Source organism: Sinisalibacter lacisalsi, assembly GCF_014640115.1.
Classification (GTDB): domain Bacteria; phylum Pseudomonadota; class Alphaproteobacteria; order Rhodobacterales; family Rhodobacteraceae; genus Sinisalibacter; species Sinisalibacter lacisalsi.
This window is the reverse complement of the sequence record NZ_BMGI01000006.1, coordinates 300929-320746: the sequence shown is the minus strand read 5'-3', so window position 1 is coordinate 320746 and position 19818 is coordinate 300929. Positions and strand designations below refer to the sequence as shown.

Genomic DNA, 19818 nt, shown 5'->3' with positions numbered 1-19818 from the left:
CTGTCCTCAAGAAGTGGTTGGTGTCTTCCCGCGCAGGGCGGCGCGCAGGGATTGCGGGGTGATCGGTTGGCGGTCGATGACAACGCCGAAGGGGGCCAGCGCATCGTTCACCGCGTTGGCGATCACGCCGATTGCGCCCATCACGCCGCCCTCGGCCATGCCCTTGGAGCCGGTCGGGGTGCGCCGGTTCGGCGTGTTCATCTCGATGATCTCGAAATTCGGCGTCTCGCAGGCGGTGGCGACGAGGTAGTCGGCGAGCGTGGCGGTCAGGTTCTGCCCGGTCTCGTCGTAGACGACCTGTTCGAAGAGCGCGCCGCTCAGGCCCATCGCGGTGGCGCCCTGCTGCTGGCCGCGCACGACCACAGGGTTGAGCACGGTGCCGCAATCCTCGGCGATCACGTAGCGTTCGATTTCGAGCCGCCCGGTCGCGGGGTCTATCTCGACGATGCAGGCATGGGTGGCGTTGGAATAGGTCATCGGCGGCGGATCGTAGGTGATCGACACGTCGAGCCCCGGGTCGACCCCTTCGGGAAGCAGCGTTGGCTCGAGATAGGCGCGCCGGGCCACATCGGCGAGCCCGATGCCGGTGGCCTGCCAGTCGGAGGCGACCATGCGTTCGACCTGCCCGTCATTCAGCCGCAACATCTCGGGTGAGTTGAGGCCCAGCATGTCGGCCGCGATGACAAGAACGCGGTCCTGCGCCTTGCGGGCGCAGAGGTAGAGGCTGCCGCCGCCGGCCGTGCCGCCGCGCGCGCCGCGGCTGCCCATGCCGTAGGGCGCGATATCGGTATGGCCCATCTGAAGCCGGATCTTGTCGGGAGAGACGCCCAGCCCCTCGGCCACCGCCTGGGCGAGCGAGGATTCGTAGCCCTGACCGGTGCCCATCAGCCCAACCGAGGCATTGACCACCCCGCTGGGTTCGATCCGCACCCAGGCCGCCTCGTGCCCCGAGCCGGGGATGCCGGCGGACTTGTAGAAGCCCGAGCCATAGGTGGTGGATTCGACCACCGTGCAGAGGCCGAGGCCAAGGAAGCGCCCTTCGCGGCGTGCTTCGGCCTGCCGGGCGCGGAAGGACGCGACGTCGATCCCGCTCACGGCCGCTTCCAGCGTTTCGAGGGGCGTGATGTCCTCGACCACTTCGCCGGTGGCCATGGTGAAGGGCATATCCGCCGCCGTGAGCGCGTTCACCCGCCGCACCTCGACCGGATCGAGCGCAAGTTCGCGCGCGATGGCTTCGATCGTGCCTTCCATGATCCATGAGGTAACGGCCATCGGCGCCCGCATCGGCCCGTTGCCACATTTGTTGGTGAGCACCACGCGCACGTCGAAGGCGTAATCGCGGATACGGTAGGGGCCGGTGAGGATGAGCGCGATCACCCGGGCCATGTAGTTCGCGGGGAAAAAGCAATAACTGCCGAAATCTTCCGTCAGCTCGAGTTCGAGCCCGAGTATCCGCCCCTTTTCGTCGACGGACGCCCGGGTGCGGCTCTGGTATTCGCGGGCGTGACTGGCGGCCATGAGGTTCTCTAGCCGATCTTCGCGCCACCGCACCGGGCGGCGCAGGTGCCGCGCCAGCGCCGCGACGGTCAGTTCCTCGCGGTAGAGCGCGATCTTCTGGCCGAAGCCACCACCCACATCCGGCGAGATGACGGTGACTTGGTTTTCCGCAAGCCCCATCCGCGCGGCGAGTTGGCCGCGCAGCGGGTGGGGCACCTGGATGCCGATATGCATGGTCAGGTGCTCGCGGCCCTGGTCCCAGTCGGCGGCGCAGCCGCGGGTTTCCATCGGCACATGTGTGTGCCGGTGCAGATCGAAGCGTGCCTCGACCACCCGGTGCGCTTCTGCGCGGCGAGCGGCGAGGTCGCCGGCGGCGAAGGTTTGGTGCGACACCAGATTGGTTTCAAGCGTGGTATCCACCATCGGCGCCGTTTCGGCGAGGGCCGAGGCGATGTCCACGACGGGCTCCAGAACTTCGTATTCGACCTCCACCGCCTCGGCGGCATCCTCCGCGACGTAGCGATCGAGGGCGACGACGCAGGCGACGGGGTCGCCGTGAAACCGGACCTTGTCGATGGGCAGGGTCGTCATTTCGACCGGGTGCAGCCCTTCGATCTGCGGCGCGAGGCGCAACGGGGTTGTCCACTGCGCGAGATCCTCGCCGGTGAACACCCCGACCACGCCGGGCATCTCTAGCGCCTCGCTCGAGTCGATCCCGATGATCCGCGCATGGGCATGGGGCGAGCGCACGAAGGTGGCATGCAGCGCGCCGGGCAGCACGATATCGTCGAGAAAGCGCGCCTGCCCGGTGAGCAGGCGGTGGTCTTCCCGGCGCGGCAAGGGTTGGCCGATGTGTTTGAACTCGGCGGCTTCGCTCATCGGGCCCCCTCCTCGCGCATGGCCTCAGCCGCCCTGACGATCGCGGCGACGATGTTCTGATAGCCGGTGCAGCGGCAGAGATTGCCCGAAAGCACATCGCGGATCTCGGCTTCGGTCGGGGTGGGGTTTTCCTTCAGGTAGGCCTCGAAGGTCATGATGATGCCGGGCGTGCAATAGCCGCATTGCAGACCGTGTTCGTCGTGGAGCGCCTGCTGAAGCGGGCTGTAGCCGCTGTCTGGCGTGACCCCCTCGATGGTTTCGATCTCGTGGCCTTCCATCTGTATCGCGAAGGTCAGGCAGGCCCGGGCCGGAGCGCCGTCGATCAGGATGGTGCAGGCGCCGCAAACGCCATGCTCGCAGCCCACGTGCGTGCCGGTGAGGCGCAGATCCTCGCGCAGAACGTCCGACAGGAGTTTGCGCGGGGTGATGGCCACCTCGTGGTTTTCACCGTTGACGGTGAGGTTGACGGTTGTGGGACGGTCAGCTTCCATGGGTCACCAGACAGCGGCCAAGGGCCTTGGATAGGGCTTCGCGCGCGAGGGCGCGGACAAGATCTTGGCGGTATTGCGCGGGCACCATCGGATCGTCTTCGAAGGTGATGGCCTGCGCCACGGCCTCGGCCGTTGTCTCGATCCAGCTTTCGCCGGGGCGCTCGCCGAGGGCGTTGGCCTCGATGTCATGCAACCGCAGCGGCACGGAGCCAGCGCCGCCGATCGCGATCCTGAGCGCGGCAACCGCACCATCCGCATCGAGCTTGAGCAAGGCGGCGATGCTCGCGATTGCGAAATCGCCGTGCCGCCGGCTGAACAACTCGAAGGCCCAGCCCGTGTCGGGCTCGGGCAGGGAAAACCGGGCGGCGGTGAGCAATTCATCCTCGGCGAGGTCAACCATCATGATCGACTGGAAGAACGCTTCCGCCTGCGCCCGCCGCGTGCCGCGCGAAGACGCGATGACCATTTCGGCATCGAGCGCCACGGCGAGCAGGGGCAATTGCGCCGCCGGATCGGCATGGCAAAGGCTGCCACCGAGGGTGCCCCTCTGGCGGATGGCGTAGTGTCCGATGCTTGCGGCGGCCGCAGCCAGAACTGGGACCAGCCGCTTCACCTCGGGGGCGGTGGCGATCCGGTGGTGCCGGGTGAGTGCGCCGATCTCCAGCACGGACTTGTCCTGCCGCACGTAGTCGAGTTCGATCAGGTCATTCAGGTCGACGAGATGCGCCGGACGGGCAAGCCGCATGTTCAGCATCGGCCCAAGGCTTTGCCCGCCCGCGAGCGGTTTGGCCGCCGCGCCGTGGGACGCGAACAGGCCCAGCGCCTCTTCAAGCGTGCCGGGACGATGGTAACTGAACGGGGCCGGTTTCATGGTCTTGGCACAAGCCTCAATCGTACAAAAGCGATGCGCCGGTTTCGGCGTCGAAAACATGCAGGCGGTTCACGTCGACCGTGAGCGCGATGGCCTCGCCGTTCTTGTGGCGCATCCCCTTGCCAACGCGGAAAAACAGCTCCGCGCCGCCAAACTCCATGCCGAGAAACTGGTCCGAGCCGACCGGCAGCACCGAGTTGACCGTGCCATGGATCAGGTGGCCCTCGGCTCCGTCACCCCGTTCGTCGACATCCTCGGCCCGGATCCCGAGACGGACCCGGCGCCCCTGCGCGCCGGACAGCTTGCGTGCCATTTCGGGCGGCAGGGTCAGGGTGACAGACGGGTGCTGAAACACCGCCTCGGCCTCTCCCCTCACCTCGATCTCGCCGTCGATGTAGTTGATCGGCGGATTGCCGAGGAACGAGGCGACGAAAGTGTTGGCCGGGCGTTCGTAGATATCGTCCGAGGTGCCGATCTGCTGCACTTCGCCATCGCGCATCACCACGATCCGGTCGGCGAGTGTCAGGGCCTCGGCCTGATCGTGCGTCACGTAGACGAAGGTGGTTTGCATCGCTTCATGCAGTTCCTTGATCTCGGCCCGCATCGAGATGCGCAGCGCGGCATCGAGGTTGGAGAGTGGCTCGTCCATCAGGAACACGGCCGGGTCGCGCACCATCGCCCGCCCCAGCGCCACGCGCTGGCGTTGCCCGCCGGAGAGCTGTCCGGGGCGACGGTCGAGCAGATGCTCGATTTCGAGCTTCCGGGCCGCGTCTCTCACGCGGCGCTCGATCTCCGATTTCGGCTGCTTCCGCATCTGGAGGCCGAAGGCGATGTTGTCGAACACCGTCTTGTGCGGATAGAGCGCGTAGGACTGGAAGACCATCGCCACGTCGCGTTTGTGCGGCGGCACGTAGTTCACCATCTGGTCGTCGAAGCGAAGCGCGCCGTCGCTCACCTCTTCGAGGCCGGCGATCATGTTCAGCGTGGTGGACTTGCCGCAACCTGACGGGCCGAGCAGGACGAGGAATTCCTTGTCGTGGATCTCGAGGTTGAGATCCTTCACCGCGTGGAATCCATTCGCGTAGTTCTTGTTGACGTTTTCGAAACTGATGCGGGCCAAGGGCTTGCTCCTGTTTTAACCTTTCACCGCACCGGCCGTCAGGCCCGACACGATGTAGCGTTCGAAGATGATTGCGACGATCACTGGCGGCACGATGGCCAGGACGCCCGCGGCGTTGAGGAACGAGAAGCTCACCGTGAAATCGGAGGTGAACGATGCCAGGAGGATCGGCAGGGTCTGCGACGCCTCCGTCTGGGTGAACATCAGCGCCAGAAGAAACTCGTTCCAGCTGGTCAGGAAGGTGAAGAGCACCACCGCGACAAGCGAGGGCAGGGAAAGCGGCAGGAACACCCGCACCATTGCCTGGAAGCGCGAGCAGCCGTCGACGCGTGCGGCCTTGTCGAGTTCATCGGGCAAGCCTTCGAAGAACTGAACGAGGATGAACACGGTGAACGGAACCGTGACGGCAAGATAGGTGATCACCAGCGAGCCGATCGTGTCGAGCATCCCGAGTTTGCGGATCACCAGGAAGAACGGCACCACCAGCGCGATATCGGGGATCACCCGCGTGATCAGGATGAAATACATCGAGGCGTTGCGGCCCCAGTAGCGGATCTTGGCGATGGCATAGGCGGCGGGCACGCCGACGAGAAGGTTCAGGATCACCACCAGGGTGGCCACGATGGTGCTGTTCCACATCGACGGCAGCAGGCTGCTCGCGGATGACGGGATGAACCCGCCCGAAACCGGATCGGCGCCGCTGCGGGTTTCGTAGGTGACGGGTTCGTCTTCGCCGGCGCTGAAGATGGCCCTGAAATTCTGCAGCGTCGGCTCGTCGGGGATCCAGTGCGGCGGCACCGAGACGATCTCGGCCTCGGTCTGGAGCGAGGACGATACCAGCCACGAGATCGGCGCGAGGGCGTAGAACGCCAGGAGCAGCGCGCCGAACAGGATCACGGCTTTATGGCCCAGGCGCCCCAGTCGCTGGCGGCGGCGGTAGTCGATGTTGGTGTCGATGGTTTCGATGCTGTTCGCCATGATCAGATCCTCCGCCCGAGCGTGCGAATGAAGAAGTAGGAGAGCGCGAAGGTTGCGAGGGCGAGCAGGTAGGACATCGCCGCACCGCTTCCGAACGAGAGGTTGCGGAAGGTTTCGACGTAGATGTGCCACGACAGCACGTGCGACGCGTCGCCCGGCCCGCCTTCGGTGAGGATGAAGAACAGGTCAAAGTGGCGGATCGCCATCATCGTTTCATAGATCATCACAAGCATGAAGCCGGGTTTCATCGCCGGGAGCGTGATGTGGATGAAGCGCTGCCACACCGTGGCGCCATCGACGCGCGCGGCCTGGTAGAGGTCGGCCGGGATCGCCTTGAGCGAGACGAGGAGGAGGATCGCGGCGAGTGGCACTTCCTTCCAGACGAAGGCATTCGCGATCAGTGGCAGGGTTTTGTCCTGGTCACCGAGCCAGACCATGTATTTGTCGATGAAGTCGAGTTGGTAGAGCGCCCCGTTCAGCGCGCCATAGCCCGAATCGTAGATCCATTTCCACATCAGCGCGTTGGCGACGTAGGGAATGGCCCATGGAATGAGAATTATCGTGCTGAGCACGCGGCGGCCCTTGAACTCCTGGTTCAACAGGAGGGCGACCAACAGCGCGATCACGGCGATGGCGCTCACCGAGATGAGCGTGAACACGACCGTGCGGCTCACCGAAACCCAGAACAGCTCGTTGGTGAGCAGGTCGGAATAATTCTCGAACCAGATGAACGGCTGGTTGTTGGGCCGGGTCAGCTTCATTCGGAAGAAGCTGAGGTAGAACGAGTACAGGATCGGAAACACGGCCACCGACATCAACACAAGCATGACCGGTGCGAGGAAGAGAACGGCGCTGCGCTCTTCGTATCCGTAACGGTCCAGAAGCGAGCGCCGCGTGGCTTTGTGGATAGCGGTATTGGCCAATGTGATAATCCGTCTGTTGGGCCCGTCTGGGCCGAGCCAAGGGGCGGCGCGGGCTGGTGGGCCCGCGCCGCAGCGGCGTCTTGATCAGTATTCGGACTTCAGCTCGTCCCAGGTTTCGCCGGATTTCGCGAGCGCCGAAGCAACATCGGAATTGCCGAGGATGGCCTGCTGCCAGGCGGTGCCGTTGGCCTCGTTCCACTCGCCGAACCACGGCGTGATCACGTCTTTCTTGCGCGCGATCGCCTGCTGGGCCTTGATGATCTCGACGTCGCCGTATTGATCGTAGGCGGCCTGGATGTCGGGATCGTCGAACAGCGGTTTCACACCGAAGCCCGCGCCGATATCGAGGAACAGGAGCTTCTGGAACTTGTATTCGCCATTCGCCTTGCCGCCGAACCACTCGATCAGGCGGGCGGTGTCTTCGGCGCGCTTCGGGTCTTGCGCAGCCTGCGACGACATGCCGTGGAACCGCATCCAGCCAACGGTCGAGTGATCGCCGTCCGGCCCCATCGGCATCATCGCCTGTTTGACGCGGCCGGCGATCTGCGATTGCTCGGGATCGTTCAGCATGCGCAGGCGGTACTTGGCCACCATCGCGAAGGCATGGTTGCCCGAGGCGAAGGCCTTGAGCCCCGAAAGCTCGCCGGTTTCGACACAGGCCGGCGAGATGATGCCGTGCTTGTTCACCGCGTCGACCACCCACTGCAGGGCCTGCACCGCGCCGCCGTCGGCGTTCTGCATCACGGAATCGCCGTTGTCGTCGGTGAAGTGGCCGCCGTGCGAGAACACCAGCGACGACATGAACTCGATCAGCCAGCTCTCCTGTGCCATCGCCAGCATCATCGGGTATTCCGAAATGCCCTTTTCCTTCATCACCAGCGATTGCTCGACCACCTCTTCCCAGGTCGTCGGCGGCGCATCGAACCCGGCCTCCTTCACCTTCTCCTCGTCGTAGAAGAACGCCATGTAATCGGTGTAGTAGGTCAGGCCGTATTGCCGGCCCTTGTAGGTCATCGAGTCGGTCGAGAAGTCTTCGGCTTCGGCGTTGTATTTCATCAGGAAGTCGAAATCGTCGATCGGCGCGATCCAGCCCGCCTCGACCCATTCGGGCAGCCACGAGTCAGAGACCCACATCATGTCGAGGGGGGCTCCGCCGACAAACTTGGTGACCATGCCCTCGCGATACTGCGCCCAGGGCGAGTTGCCGTAGTTGACCTGAATGCCCGTCTCTTCCTGGAAGGCATTGAGGTGGCTTTGCACGGTATCGACGGCCGCCGACCAGGTGTGCATCGTCAGGGGAGCGCCTTGCGCCATTGCCATGCGCGCAGGACCGGCGAGAGCCATCGCGCCGGCCGCGGCCGAGGTGCGCAGGAAATCGCGCCGCCCCAAGTGAACCATTTTTCGTGTCGACATGGTCAGTTCCTCTCTGTTGGTCGTTTTTGTTTTTCATGCGTGTGCCCTTGTTCGCGGGTCAACGCAGGCCGGCCCGCCCAAGGGTCAAGATTGCCAGCGGGGGCGACGGTAGCGACGATTCAAATTGTCGTCAATTGACGACTTTGGAAGGTTTGGGAAAAATTTCCGCTCAATCGTTGAGCAAAGCGCGCGCATGTTGCGCACGGGCGAGGCAAACGGCAGGCCGCCTCGGTCACCCGGTTTCTTCGGCCGCGCTTTGCACCATGTCGGCAAAGCCATTGAGAAACAGCCGAACCTGGATCTTCACCACCCGCTTGAGCGGCACGGCCTGGCTCGCGTGGTAGAGATGCCGGCGAATCGCGTAGTGCGAGATCGCGCCGTGCAGCGTCCATCCCATTTCCCGGATGACATCCCGGTCGTCTGGCAGCTCGACCCCGCACTCGGCAGCGGTCTCCGACATGATCACCTCCAGCAGCTGGGTGATGATGCTCGAAATGTAGTCCGGCGCCATCGAAGACTCGGAAAGCGAGGCATACATGAACAATCGCAACCACTTACGCGTAAGCGTCTGTTCCGTGTAATCCTCGTAGAAATGGCTTAAACGGTCTTCCATGCTGCGCGAACGGTCCTGCAGTTCGACGAACCAGACCGCCTTGAAGGCGCCCACGATTTCCTTGCGGTAAACCTCCGCGACCAGATCCTCCTTGGTCGGGAAGAAACGATAGAGCAGGCGCTGGGAAATGCCGCATTCCTCGGCGAGACGCCGCGTCTGCGCCGTCAGGCCGTAATCGGCAAAGAAATCCGATGCGATTTCGAGGATCTGCGCCTTGCGCTCGGCGTGCGGCAAGCGCGTCGTCGTCCCGCCTTCGGCCTCGGGGCCGTTCTTCCTGGTTCGTTTGCGAAGGGCGTCAGACTTTGCCTTCATGGACTTGGCCTTCTTCTCGTATCGTTTGCGTGATCATCCGGTGCCGGGGGTTCTGTGAATAGATAACAATCCCAGCGCCAAGGAAAGGAAAACAATAGGTCGTCAGGTGACGACTTAATTGTTGCGAGGCGGTTTCGGTCCCGATACGGTCCGGTTCGACCGACCCGATGTCCAGAAGTGGGGAAGACATGATTTACGAACATCGCACATACCGGATCACCGCCGGCAAGGCCGCCGAGTTTCTCGCGATCTACGAGAAGGAGGGGCTTGGCATCATCTCGAAATACGCCACGCTGATCGGCTGCTGGGTGACCGAGAGCGGGCCGCTCAACTCGATCGTGTTCATCTGGGGCTACGACAGTTACGAACACCGGGCAACGCAGCGCGGCAAGCTCGGCGCAGACCCGGAATGGCAGGCATTCGTTCCGAGAATCCTGCCTTTCCTCGAATACCAGGAAAGCATGTTTCTCAACCCGGCGCCGTTCTCGCCGCACGCATGATCGCGCGGCGGATCGGGCCTCAGGTGCGCCTGAGAACCAGCAACGCCGCCAGGGCCGCCAGGCCGATCCCCGCCGTCAGCCAGATCGCGGAAAGCCCCCACGCGGTCAGCGCGGCCCCGAAGATCAGGGGTGCGGCCGCTTGCAGGATGCGGGCGGGCGCGTTCAGCCAGCCGAGCCGCTGCCCGTAGCCTTCGGCACCGAACAGGGCGAGCGGCAACGTGCCCTTCGCGATCGTCAGGATGCCGTTGCCCGCGCCGTGCAGGATCGCGAAAGCGTAGGCGGCAGGTCCGCCGAAGACCACCAGCGCGACGGCCGCCAGCGGATGCGCCGAGGCGGCGAGGCGTGTGGAGGCGAGGGGATGGACCCGTCGAAAAAGGCCGAACTCCAGAAAACGCGCCGCCACCTGCGCCGGGCCGATCAGCGCGCCAGCGGCGATGGCCACGGTCGTGGTGGCCCCGGCCGCCTGCAACAGGCCGGGGAGGTGGGCGGCCATGGCGGTGGCGTTGAACCATGTCGCCGCGAAGACAAAGGCCAGTAGCACGAGCGCCAATCGCGGCGGTGGCGGGCCTTCCTCGATCGGGGTTGGCGCGCGGGTGAGCTTTTCGGTGGCCCGGGGCAGCACGGCGTTCAGCGGCAGGGCGAGGGCGAGGTGGATCAGCGCCCAGCCAAGGCAGGCCTCGCGCCATCCCCACGTTGCCAGCATCAGGCCAGACAAGGGCCAGCCTATGGTGCTGGCAAATCCGGCGATCAGCGTGATGCCTGTGATCGGCCCGCGCGCGGCGCGGCCGTAGATCCCCGCCAGCGTGGCAAACCCGGCCTCGTAGAGACCGATCCCCATGCCCAGACCGATGATCGCCCAGCCGGCGAAGAGAATGACCGGCGAGGGGGCCGCGGCGAGCAACCCGAGTCCTGTCGCGAAGACGAGGTTCGACAGCATCAGAACGCCGCGCCCGCCCAGCCTGTCTATCCGGGCCCCGGCCGCGGGGCCGACCATGGCGGAGACCACCATCGCCATCGAGAAGGCCGCGAAGACCCAGACCGGCGAAAGCCCGAGGTCCTGCGCCATCGGCACGGCCAGAACCGCCGGGATGTAGTAACTCGACGCCCAGCCCACCGTCTGCGCGGTGCCGAGGGCGGCGATGACGGGGCCGCGCTGCCCCGCCGAGAGCCTTGGTATCATGCGTGGCAATCCTCGGCGGCGGCGCGGGGGGCTTTGGCTCCGGTCATCACATGCTCCAGAGTTGAAACAGGAGCCCGATGGAGAAAGCGCCCGAAAGAGACAGGGCGATGTAGAGGGCGAAGACCGGGGGCCGGGCCAGCGCCCAGACCGCCATGGCCGCGGGGATCGAGGTCACGCCCCCGGCGATGAGAAAGGCCATGCCCGCGCCGGGCGCCATGCCCTGTTCGATCAGCCCGCCCACCAGCGGCAGCGCGGCATAGCCGTTGAGATAGGCGGGCACACCCACCAGCGTTGCGGTGAGGATCGGCAAGAGCCCCTCGCCGCCGAGCGATGCCGTCACCGTTTCGGTCGGGATCCATGCCAGCATCAGGCTTTCGAGGATGAAGGCCAGCGTCAGCCACTTGGCGAGGAAAAGGCTGGTGTTGAGGGCCGTCTTGCCAAACTTCGCGCGGCGCTCGGGCTCGGCCCAGAAGCGCCAGGCCACGGGCTTCGGCGCGCGCACCGTGGCGCCGCCGCAGCCGCCATCGCCGATGCCTTCCCGCAGCGGGTGGGCCAGCGCCCCGCCGCGCGAAAGCGTGTGCACGACGAGGCCACCGAACACGCCAAGCCCGATTGCGGCGAGCGTTTTGGCGATGGCGAATTCCAGATCGAGCACACCGGCGGTCAGCACGAACATCGAGGGGTCCATGATCGGCGAGGCGAGCCAGAAGGCCATGACCGCCGAGAGCGGCACGCCCATCGCCAGCAGCGCGGCGATCAGCGGGATGACCCCGCAGGAGCAGAACGGCGAGATGCCGCCGGCGAGGGCGCCGAGCGCGATCATCAGGAGCGGGGCGCCGGTGAAGGCTTTTGCGATCAGATTGTCGGCCCCCGTGGCGCCGGCCCAGGCCGCGATGGCGATCGACAACACCAGGTAGGGCGCGGTGTGCAGGAGCGCACCGCCGGCGAAGCGCGCGCTTTGGGCGGATTGTGCCGGGTCGAACACCGCCAGAGCCAGCAGGATCAGGGCCGACGCGAGCCAGACACGCTGGTCTTGCCAGAGGCGCCGCAGAACAGACCGGAAGCCCGGCGTGGAAAGGGTGGTGTCAGTCATTACCAAATCTCCGGCATTATAGTTATTTCAAGGCAAGAAAAATCGGTGCCATGCCTCACGCCACATCCTCCGCAAGCGGGAACGAGACCCCGGCGCAGCATTCGGACGTCAGGAAGTTCACGACGCCGCGCATGGCCGGGTAATCGACCCGGTTGAAGACCTCGCGCCCCTGCTTGTCCTGCAACACGAGCCCGGCATCGACCAGCGTTGACAGGTGATGCGCGAGCGTGGACGGGGCGAGCCCGAGGTGCTCGCCGATGTCACTCACCCTCAGGCCCTCGTCGCCTGCCTTGACGAGGAGGCGGAAGATCGAAAGCCGTGCATCGTGGCCAAGGGCGGCGAGCGCGCGGGCGTTAGGGCTGGTCGTTGTCATGGGAAAAACATAACCGCAATTCTAGTTTTGTAAATGATTCGATGCGCGGACTGGCCGGGTTTGGTGACAAGCGGCCTCCTGGGGGTGAGCGCGCCGGACGAATCCTGGTGGTCTTGCGCTGATCCGCGATGCATGGATTGAAATGCGCAGGATGACGCTCTGTCGCCGATCGGCGCAGCGCGGAGGAAGGGGGCTAGAGGCGATGACGAAGAACCTGACATTGACGCAAATCCGGGTGCTCGAGGCGCTGTGCCGCGCGGGCGGGGTCGGGGCGGCGGCCCGCGACCTCGGGGTGAGCCAACCCACGGTTTCGGCGCAGTTGCGCCAGATCGAAGACCGTTACGCCCTGCGCCTGTTCCAGCGAGAAGGGCATCGGCTGATCCCCAACGCGGTTTCGCACGCGCTGCTGCCGCGGATGCGTGCGGCGCTGGCGCTGATGTCGGAGATCGAGACGACGCTCGATCGCACCAGCACGCTCGAAGCCGGTCGCCTTTCGATCGGCTATTCGACGCATCAATTCGTCATGCCGCTGTTGTCGGACTTCATCACCACCTATCCGGGGCTGCGGGTCGAGGCGCGGTCGCAGGCCACGGGCGATCTTCTGCGCCTGCTGCATGCCGGCGAAGTCGAGGCGGTGTTCATCACGATCAGCCGCCCCGATCCAGCGTTACATTCGCTTGAGTTGCGGCGGGAGCGGATCATCCTGATGGCGCGCCGAGATCACCCGCTGAGCCACGGCGATCCGCTTGGCTGGGACGATATCGCGCGGCTGGGCCTGATCCGGCGGGAGCCCAGTTCGGGCACGCGCATGATGTTCGACGCCGCTGCGGTCGCCGCCGGTGCGCGGGTGCGGCACGTGCTTGATCTGGGGTCGTGGGAATCGATGCGCGCGGCGGTGATCGCGGGCATCGGCCTTGGCGTCGCGATGGAAGGCGAAATCGACCCCGACGATCCGCAGGTTGCCGCCGTGCCGATTCGCGATCCGGCTCTGGAGGTGGGACATTATCTTGCCTGCCTGCCGGAAATGGCCGGGTTGGCGCCGGTCAGGGCGTTCTTTGATCTTGCTCGGGCCCATTTGAGCAAGTCGACCCCGGCGAAACTATAGGGTTTATATATAGTTTTTCTTTTTCACTGAGGTGTTACAATTGCTGTCGATGGTCTGCCCGTATCGAGACAACGGGAGTCTGCCATGACCACGACCATCCGCGCGCGCCTTATGCTTGGCGCATCCCTGAGCCTGATTGCCGGAGCCGCCGCCGCGGCGGATTGCCCGGCTGTCACGGTTGCCGACATGCAGGGCCTTTCGCCCGCCTTCCCGCAACAGTTCGAACTGGCCGAGCTGGAAGCGGCGGCGAGCTGCGACCTTGCCTTTCAGGAAAACCCCGAGATCGCCGATCTGAACGCCCGCATCATGGGCAACCCCGATCTGCCGCCGGTGGCCGAGCGCCTGCCGGCCGAGCCGCTGGTCGTCGCCCCCTATGCCGAGATCGGCAGCTATGGCGGTGTTGTGACCGGCCTGTCGCGCGGAACGGAATCGGGCACCTCCGATATTCTGTCGGTGCGGCACGTCAACCTCGTGCGCTATTCCGACGACCTGAAAACCATCGTTCCGAACGTCGCCAAGGCATGGGAGTGGAACGACGACTTCACCCAGCTGACCTTCACCCTGCGCAAGGGACACAAGTGGTCGGACGGTGCGCCGTTCACCGCCGAGGACGTGGCGTTCTGGTATAACGACATCATCACCAACCCGGCGATCACCGAAAAAACGCCCGATCGCTGGCTCTTCGAGGGCGAGCCTGCCAAGGTCGAGGCCGTCGACGAGGTGACGGTGCGTTTCTCCTTCCCGGCGCCCCAGCCGAACCTGCTGAACCGCTGGGCCGTTGATTATGGCCAGACCTTCCAGCCCAGGCATTTCCTCGGCCAGTTCATGGACAGGTATAACGCCGACGCCGCCGCGCTGCGTGAGCAGCACGGATTTGAGACCGAAGCCGAGGCCGTGAACTTCTACTATGGCAATTCGGACTGGAAGGACGTGCCCTCGGCAATGATGAAGGACATGTCCAAGGCCGAAGCCATCGGCAAGGCCGCCGTGCCGACGCTGGAATCGCACATCGTCGTGCGTGAAAATTCCGAAGGCCGCCGCCTCGTCGCCAACCCCTATTTCCACATGGTCGACACCGCCGGCAATCAGCTGCCCTACATCCCCGAGATCCGTGAAGACTACGTGCCCGAGCGCGAGGTGGTGAACCTGCGGATCCTGAATGGCGAGGTGGTCTGGAAGCAGCAGGCGATGGAACTCAACGATTTCCCGCTGCTCAAGGAAAACGAAGCCAAGGGTAACTATACCGCCGAGCTGGCGCCGACCCTGGGCGAAACGGTGTTCTACAGCTTCAACCGGAATCACAAGGACCCGGTGCTTGCCGAGATATTCTCGGACGTGCGGTTCAGCCAGGCGATGTCGCTGGGGATCGACCGGGAAGAGATCAAGGAAATCGTCTACCTGGGGCAGGGCACGCCGGCGCAGGCCGTGCCGGCCGAGGCCGCGACGGTGAACTTCGTCACCGATGAGCACCTCACCCAGTTCATCGAGCACGACCCCGATGCCGCCAATGCCCTGCTCGACGAGATGGGCTTGACGCGGGACGCGAATGGCATTCGTCAGCGCCCCGACGGCAAGCCGCTGACGGTGCGCATCGTCTTCGCCAGCCAGGGGAGCCCGGTGCAGCTGCACGAGCTGACCCGCGGCTATTGGGCCGACCTGGGCCTTCAGGTGGACATCCGCGAAGTCACTTCCGACGAATACCGCGCGCAGGGCAACGGCAACGACGTCGATGTCTTCATCTGGAAGAACGACGGTATCACCGGCCCGTTCATCAGCCAGGATGCGACCATGCTGGTGCCGCCGTTCGGCGATTTCTTCAACCCCGGCGGCGGCTATGAATGGGTCAACTGGATGAACTCCGATGGCGCCGAGGGCATCGAACCGCCGGCGGATATCAAGAAGCTGTGGGATCTCGCCGAAGACTTCCTCAAGCAGCCGCTGGGCAGCGCCGAGAGTGACCGTATCGGCGCGGAGATCATCGACATTCACGCCGACAACCTGCTCAAGATCGGCGTCGTGGCGGGGATCCCCTCGCCCTACGTCTACCGCAACGATCTTGCCAACCTGCAACCGCTCACGGCCAAGACCTACGACTTCTACTGGACCTATCCTTACCGTCCGCAGCAGTGGTTCCTGAAGGCCGAATGAACCGTTGATCCCGGCCCGCCCCCGCAAGCTTCGGGGGCGGGCCTTTTCATGACTATCCGGGGGGCTGACCCATGCTCCGGTTCCTGACCGAGCGCGCCATCGGCATGGCGGTGACACTTTTTCTCGTGTCGATCATGGTGTTCGTCATCATGGAACTGCCGCCGGGCGATTACGCCGACCGCTACGCCTTTCGAAAGTATTCCGGCACCGGCCTGACCATCACCGAGGCCGACGTTGCCGCGATCCGGGCCGAGCTCGGGCTCGATAAGGCCGCGATCCTGCGCTATTTCGACTGGATCGGCGGCATCATCCTGCGCGGCGACTTCGGGCAGGCCTACGCCTTTGAAACCTCCGTCAATTCGATCATCGGCGAGAAGGCGTGGCTAACGCTCGGGCTGCTGCTGGTCACCCTGATCATCACCTACGTGGTTTCGATTCCCATCGGCATCTTCGCCGCTGTCCGCCGTGGATCTGCCGTCGACTACGGGCTGACGGTTTTCTCCTACCTTGGCCTCGCGTTGCCCAATTTCCTTCTGGCGCTGGTGCTGCTCTACTTCGCCAATTCATGGTTCGGCGCCGCCGTGGGCGGATTGTTCAGCGCCGAATACGCCGATGCGCCTTGGTCGCTGGCCAAGTTCTGGGATCTGGTCAAGCACATGTGGCTGCCGGCCTTCGTGCTGGCCTGGTCGGCGATGGCCTATCAGATCCAGACCGTGCGGGCGACGATGTCGGACGAAATCGGCAAGCTGAGCGTCACCGCCGCCCGCGCCCGTGGTGTGCCCGAGGGGCGGCTCTTGCTGAAATACCCGGCCCGGCTGGCGATCAACCCGATCGCGTCGACCATCGGGTTCGACGTGAACCGGATCTTCTCGGAACTGCCGATCGTGGCGGCGGTTCTGGGCCTGACCGAGCTTGGCGACCTGCTGCTGAAATCCTTCCTCGACCTCGACATGAACGTGGCCGGGGCGATCCTGCTGCTTCTGACGGTCGTGATCGTGGTGATGAACTTCCTCTCCGACCTTCTTCTGGCGTGGCTCGATCCACGTATCCGGCTGGGAGGCTGAAGATGTCTGCAACTGAAGATCCTCGCCCCGAAACCCGCACCGAGCGGCGCGAACGCGAACGTCGTGAACGATATTACGCGGCAAGCCAGTGGACGTTGATCTGGTGGCGTTTTCGCCGCCATCGCGCCGCGATGGTGGCGGCCGCGATCCTCGGGTTGATGATGTTCCTCGGCATCTTCGCCGAGTTCTTCGCGCCATACGGCCCGACCGATCGCGACCGCACATACGTTTCGGGCCCGCCGCAACTGCCGATGTTCTGTGATCACAACGGCTGTTCGCTGCGCCCCTTCGTGCATGGCACCAGCACGGTGCGCGATCCGGTCACCCTGCGCGCGGTGGCCCGTCCCGATCCCGAAACGCGCCGCTATGTGCATTTCTTCGTGCCGGCGGAACCGACGAAACTCATGGGCCTGATCCCCAGCCAGACCCGCTTTTTCGGGTTGGAGGACGGCGAGAAACTGCACCTCTGGGGCACCGACACGCTGGGGCGCGACGTGTTTTCGCGCACGCTCTTCGCCACGCGAACCTCGCTTTCGATCGGGGTTCTGGGCGTGCTGATCTCGTTCGTGCTGGCGCTGACCATCGGCGGGGTGGCGGGCTATTTCGGCGGGCTGATCGATAGTGCGATCCAGCGCGTGACCGAAGTGGTGCGGGTGATCCCGATCATTCCGCTCTACATGGGCCTTGCGGCGGCGATGCCCAAGGAATGGTCGTCAACGCAGGTCTATTTCGCGATGACGCTGATCCTCGGGCTTTTCGGCTGGCCGACGCTGGCGCGAAGGATCCGAAGCCAGCTGTTGTCGATCCGCGGCGAGGATTACGTGCTGGCCGCGGAACTGGCCGGCGCGCGGCCGGGGCGGATCATCGCCAACCACATGCTGCCCAGTTTCACCAGTTTCATCATCGTCGATCTGGTGATCTCGTTTCCCTACATGATCCTGTCGGAAACGGCGCTGTCCTTCGTCGGGCTGGGGCTGCGCCCGCCCGCGGTGAGCTGGGGTGTGATGCTGCAACAGGCGCAGTCGATCCAGGTGATCGAGCAGGCGCCCTGGTTGTTCATCCCTGCCGGGTTCGTGGTGATCGCGGTGCTGGCGTTCACCGTGGTGGGCGATGGTCTGCGCGATGCGGCCGACCCATACGGGCAAAGCGGGTGACGCCATGATGCTGCGGGTCGAAAACCTTTCCGTGTCGTTTCGCACCGACGAGGGCATGATCACCCCGGTGGAGGGCGTGCAGTTCGGGCTCGACGCCGGGCGCACCCTCGGCATTGTGGGCGAGAGCGGTTCGGGCAAGTCGGTGTCGACCAAGGCGCTGATGCGCCTTCTGCCCAACTCCGCCCGGCTGTCGGCAAACACGCGCATGACCTTTGTCGACAAGCGGGGCGAAACGATCGAGATCGAAAAGCTGCGCCCGGGAAGCCGGGCGCTGCGCCGCCTGCGCGGTGGCGAGATCGGGATGATCTTCCAGGAACCGATGGCGAGCTTTTCGCCGGTCTACACCATCGGCAACCAGATCATGGAAACGATCCGCCTGCACAGGGGGCTGAAGGGCGCCAAGGCGCGTGAACTGGCGGTCGAGACCTTGAGCAAGGTCGGCATCTCGAACCCGTCAGCCCGCATAGATCAATATCCGCACGAATTGTCGGGCGGGATGCGGCAGCGCTGCATGATCGCGCTTGCGCTGTCGGCCGAGCCGCGCCTGCTGATCGCCGATGAACCCACCACCGCGCTGGATGTCACGATCCAGGCCCAGGTGCTGGACCTGATGCACGACCTGCAACGTGAGCTCGGCATGGCGATGATCTTCATCACCCATGACCTCGGCGTGATCGCGCAGATCGCGCAGGACGTTGCCGTGATGTATCTCGGCACCATCGTCGAGCAGGGGCCGGTGCGTGACGTTCTGCAGACCCCGGCCCATCCCTACACCCGCGATCTGATCGCGGCGATCCCGCGGCTCGACAGGCTGGAACACCGGCTGCACACGGTGCCGGGCGAGATCCCCAGCCCCTCGGCTCGGCCCACCGGCTGTTCGTTCCGCACCCGCTGCTCGGACGCCATCGACGGGCTTTGCGCCACCAAGACCCCGCCGGTCACCGATTTGGGGGGAGGGCGCATGGTGCGCTGTCATCGGCATTATCCCGAAAGGACCGCGACATGACCGACACGCTGATCGAAGTGCAGAATCTCGAGGTGACCTTCGAGATCGGGCGCAGGGGCCTTTTCAGCGGCGCGGCGAAAAAGCTGCGCGCCGTCGATGATGTGAGCTTCGACATCAAGCACGGCGAAACCGTCGGGCTGGTGGGCGAATCCGGCTCGGGCAAAACCACGGTGGGCCGCGCGATCCTGCGCGCCCTCGAACCGTCGGGCGGGCGCGTTCTCTATCACGGCGAAACCGGCGATCTGGACCTCGCCCACGCCCGAAAGGACGAGATCGCCAAGGTGCGCGGCAAGCTTCAGATGGTGTTCCGCGAGGGCGGGCTGGATCTGGCGACGTTGGGTGGCGCGGCGCTGCGCGCCTTTCGCCCCCGCATGAGCCTTGTGTTCCAGGACCCTTACAGCAGCCTCAACCCCCGCATGACGGTGCGCGACATCATCGCCGAGCCGCTGGTGGCTGCCGGCCTGATGACCGACCGGAAGCAGATCGACGCCCGGGTGCGCGAGATCGCCGCGCGCTGCAAGTTGAACCTCGAACATCTTCGGCGCTTTCCGCACGCCTTCTCGGGCGGGCAGCGGCAGCGGATCTGCATCGCCCGCGCGCTGGTGGCACGCCCCGATTTCGTCGTCTGCGATGAGAGCGTCTCCGCGCTCGACGTTTCGATCCAGGCCGAGATCATAAATCTTTTGAAGGACTTGCAGGAGGAGATGGGGGTTTCCTTTCTGTTCATCGCGCATGATCTGAGCGTGGTGGCGCAGATCAGCCACCGGGTGGCGGTGATGTATGTCGGCAAGTTCGTTGAATACGCGCCGACCGAGGCGTTGTTCTTCAACCCGCGCCATCCCTATACCCACGCGCTCCTGACGGCGGTGCCGCAGGCTGATCCGGATATCGAGTTCCGCCCCGAGCGGCTGGAGGGCGAAATTCCCAATCCCGCCGCCGCGCCGCCGGGTTGCCGGTTTCACACCCGCTGCCGTTTTGCGCGCCCGAAATGCAGTGCCGAGGAGCCACAGTGGCGACAGGTGGCACCGGAGCATTACGTCGCCTGCCATTTTGTCGACGAGATGGATTTCTCGCGCACCATCGCCTGACCGGAGAAAA

Annotated in this window: 18 protein-coding genes; 7 read left to right on the top strand and 11 right to left on the bottom strand. The window is 64.8% G+C overall.

Annotated elements, in window-relative coordinates:
* Positions 1–6 precede the first annotated feature (6 nt).
* The 8 genes from IEW01_RS17375 to IEW01_RS17340 form a co-directional block, all read right to left on the bottom strand.
* Positions 7–2376 carry a xanthine dehydrogenase family protein molybdopterin-binding subunit gene (locus IEW01_RS17375; protein WP_188530200.1) on the bottom strand — a complete coding sequence of 790 codons (2370 nt, stop codon included), beginning with the start codon at positions 2374–2376 and terminating at the stop codon, positions 7–9.
* Positions 2373–2867 (bottom strand): (2Fe-2S)-binding protein, encoded by a 495-nt coding sequence (locus IEW01_RS17370; RefSeq protein WP_188530198.1) that lies wholly within the window; start codon positions 2865–2867, stop codon positions 2373–2375. The genes IEW01_RS17375 and IEW01_RS17370 overlap by 4 nt, the downstream gene beginning before the upstream one ends.
* Positions 2857–3738: an FAD binding domain-containing protein gene (locus IEW01_RS17365; protein ID WP_188530196.1), complete on the bottom strand. Its 882-nt coding sequence runs from the start codon at positions 3736–3738 to the stop codon at positions 2857–2859. Before IEW01_RS17365 ends, IEW01_RS17370 begins: the two co-directional genes overlap by 11 nt.
* Positions 3739–3754: 16 nt before the next feature.
* A complete protein-coding gene (locus IEW01_RS17360; RefSeq protein ID WP_188530193.1) occupies positions 3755–4858 on the bottom strand; it encodes an ABC transporter ATP-binding protein in 1104 nt (367 codons plus the stop codon).
* A 15-nt stretch (positions 4859–4873) separates the two neighbouring features.
* Positions 4874–5836 (bottom strand): carbohydrate ABC transporter permease, encoded by a 963-nt coding sequence (locus IEW01_RS17355; RefSeq protein WP_188530191.1) that lies wholly within the window; start codon positions 5834–5836, stop codon positions 4874–4876.
* Positions 5837–5838: 2 nt separating this feature from the next.
* Positions 5839–6759, bottom strand: coding sequence for a carbohydrate ABC transporter permease (locus tag IEW01_RS17350; protein WP_229738336.1), 921 nt, complete (start codon positions 6757–6759; stop codon positions 5839–5841).
* Positions 6760–6843: 84 nt separating this feature from the next.
* Complete coding sequence (locus IEW01_RS17345) at positions 6844–8172, bottom strand: extracellular solute-binding protein (RefSeq protein ID WP_229738335.1); 1329 nt, start codon at positions 8170–8172, stop codon at positions 6844–6846.
* Positions 8173–8404: 232 nt separating this feature from the next.
* On the bottom strand, positions 8405–9097 hold the full coding sequence (locus tag IEW01_RS17340) for a TetR/AcrR family transcriptional regulator (RefSeq protein WP_188530188.1): 693 nt from the start codon (positions 9095–9097) through the stop codon (positions 8405–8407).
* Between the two features lie 188 nt (positions 9098–9285).
* On the opposite strand from IEW01_RS17340, the gene IEW01_RS17335 reads away from it, so the two are divergent.
* Complete coding sequence (locus tag IEW01_RS17335) at positions 9286–9597, top strand: NIPSNAP family protein (RefSeq protein WP_188530186.1); 312 nt, start codon at positions 9286–9288, stop codon at positions 9595–9597.
* Between the two features lie 19 nt (positions 9598–9616).
* Here IEW01_RS17335 and IEW01_RS17330 read toward each other — a convergent pair whose 3' ends face one another.
* Genes IEW01_RS17330 through IEW01_RS17320 form a run of 3 tightly spaced genes read right to left on the bottom strand, consistent with a single transcriptional unit; the run spans position 9617 to position 12243 of the window.
* Positions 9617–10777, bottom strand: coding sequence for an MFS transporter (locus IEW01_RS17330; RefSeq protein WP_188530184.1), 1161 nt, complete (start codon positions 10775–10777; stop codon positions 9617–9619).
* A gap of 46 nt (positions 10778–10823) precedes the next feature.
* Positions 10824–11870, bottom strand: coding sequence for a permease (locus IEW01_RS17325; protein WP_188530182.1), 1047 nt, complete (start codon positions 11868–11870; stop codon positions 10824–10826).
* A gap of 55 nt (positions 11871–11925) precedes the next feature.
* Positions 11926–12243, bottom strand: a complete 318-nt coding sequence (locus tag IEW01_RS17320) for an ArsR/SmtB family transcription factor (protein WP_188530180.1) — start codon at positions 12241–12243, stop codon at positions 11926–11928.
* A gap of 202 nt (positions 12244–12445) precedes the next feature.
* Between IEW01_RS17320 and IEW01_RS17315 the strand changes: the two genes are divergently transcribed.
* From IEW01_RS17315 to IEW01_RS17290, 6 genes are all read left to right on the top strand, one after another.
* On the top strand, positions 12446–13348 hold the full coding sequence (locus tag IEW01_RS17315) for a LysR substrate-binding domain-containing protein (protein WP_188530178.1): 903 nt from the start codon (positions 12446–12448) through the stop codon (positions 13346–13348).
* 84 nt (positions 13349–13432) lie between these two features.
* The gene (locus tag IEW01_RS17310) at positions 13433–15496 is read left to right on the top strand and encodes an ABC transporter substrate-binding protein (protein WP_188530176.1); all 2064 of its coding nucleotides are present in this window, start codon (positions 13433–13435) and stop codon (positions 15494–15496) included.
* 71 nt (positions 15497–15567) lie between these two features.
* Positions 15568–16560, top strand: coding sequence for an ABC transporter permease (locus tag IEW01_RS17305; RefSeq protein WP_229738334.1), 993 nt, complete (start codon positions 15568–15570; stop codon positions 16558–16560).
* A gap of 2 nt (positions 16561–16562) precedes the next feature.
* Positions 16563–17714, top strand: a complete 1152-nt coding sequence (locus tag IEW01_RS17300; RefSeq protein ID WP_188530174.1) for an ABC transporter permease — start codon at positions 16563–16565, stop codon at positions 17712–17714.
* Between the two features lie 4 nt (positions 17715–17718).
* Positions 17719–18720: an ABC transporter ATP-binding protein gene (locus tag IEW01_RS17295; protein WP_229738333.1), complete on the top strand. Its 1002-nt coding sequence runs from the start codon at positions 17719–17721 to the stop codon at positions 18718–18720.
* Positions 18717–19808 carry an ABC transporter ATP-binding protein gene (locus IEW01_RS17290; protein WP_188530171.1) on the top strand — a complete coding sequence of 364 codons (1092 nt, stop codon included), beginning with the start codon at positions 18717–18719 and terminating at the stop codon, positions 19806–19808. Before IEW01_RS17295 ends, IEW01_RS17290 begins: the two co-directional genes overlap by 4 nt.
* The last annotated feature ends 10 nt before the right edge of the window (positions 19809–19818 follow it).

What these genes read in the sequence shown, in the direction of transcription:
- IEW01_RS17325 (WP_188530182.1), bottom strand. Translation starts at nt 11,870, where the DNA reads ATGACTGACACCACCCTTTCCACGCCGGGCTTCCGGTCTGTTCTGCGG.
- IEW01_RS17335 (WP_188530186.1), top strand. Translation starts at nt 9,286, where the DNA reads ATGATTTACGAACATCGCACATACCGGATCACCGCCGGCAAGGCCGCC.
- IEW01_RS17295 (WP_229738333.1), top strand. Translation starts at nt 17,719, where the DNA reads ATGATGCTGCGGGTCGAAAACCTTTCCGTGTCGTTTCGCACCGACGAG.
- IEW01_RS17370 (WP_188530198.1), bottom strand. Translation starts at nt 2,867, where the DNA reads ATGGAAGCTGACCGTCCCACAACCGTCAACCTCACCGTCAACGGTGAA.
- IEW01_RS17290 (WP_188530171.1), top strand. Translation starts at nt 18,717, where the DNA reads ATGACCGACACGCTGATCGAAGTGCAGAATCTCGAGGTGACCTTCGAG.
- IEW01_RS17315 (WP_188530178.1), top strand. Translation starts at nt 12,446, where the DNA reads ATGACGAAGAACCTGACATTGACGCAAATCCGGGTGCTCGAGGCGCTG.
- IEW01_RS17355 (WP_188530191.1), bottom strand. Translation starts at nt 5,836, where the DNA reads ATGGCGAACAGCATCGAAACCATCGACACCAACATCGACTACCGCCGC.
- IEW01_RS17375 (WP_188530200.1), bottom strand. Translation starts at nt 2,376, where the DNA reads ATGAGCGAAGCCGCCGAGTTCAAACACATCGGCCAACCCTTGCCGCGC.
- IEW01_RS17300 (WP_188530174.1), top strand. Translation starts at nt 16,563, where the DNA reads ATGTCTGCAACTGAAGATCCTCGCCCCGAAACCCGCACCGAGCGGCGC.
- IEW01_RS17365 (WP_188530196.1), bottom strand. Translation starts at nt 3,738, where the DNA reads ATGAAACCGGCCCCGTTCAGTTACCATCGTCCCGGCACGCTTGAAGAG.
- IEW01_RS17345 (WP_229738335.1), bottom strand. Translation starts at nt 8,172, where the DNA reads ATGTCGACACGAAAAATGGTTCACTTGGGGCGGCGCGATTTCCTGCGC.
- IEW01_RS17305 (WP_229738334.1), top strand. Translation starts at nt 15,568, where the DNA reads ATGCTCCGGTTCCTGACCGAGCGCGCCATCGGCATGGCGGTGACACTT.
- IEW01_RS17320 (WP_188530180.1), bottom strand. Translation starts at nt 12,243, where the DNA reads ATGACAACGACCAGCCCTAACGCCCGCGCGCTCGCCGCCCTTGGCCAC.
- IEW01_RS17330 (WP_188530184.1), bottom strand. Translation starts at nt 10,777, where the DNA reads ATGATACCAAGGCTCTCGGCGGGGCAGCGCGGCCCCGTCATCGCCGCC.
- IEW01_RS17310 (WP_188530176.1), top strand. Translation starts at nt 13,433, where the DNA reads ATGACCACGACCATCCGCGCGCGCCTTATGCTTGGCGCATCCCTGAGC.
- IEW01_RS17340 (WP_188530188.1), bottom strand. Translation starts at nt 9,097, where the DNA reads ATGAAGGCAAAGTCTGACGCCCTTCGCAAACGAACCAGGAAGAACGGC.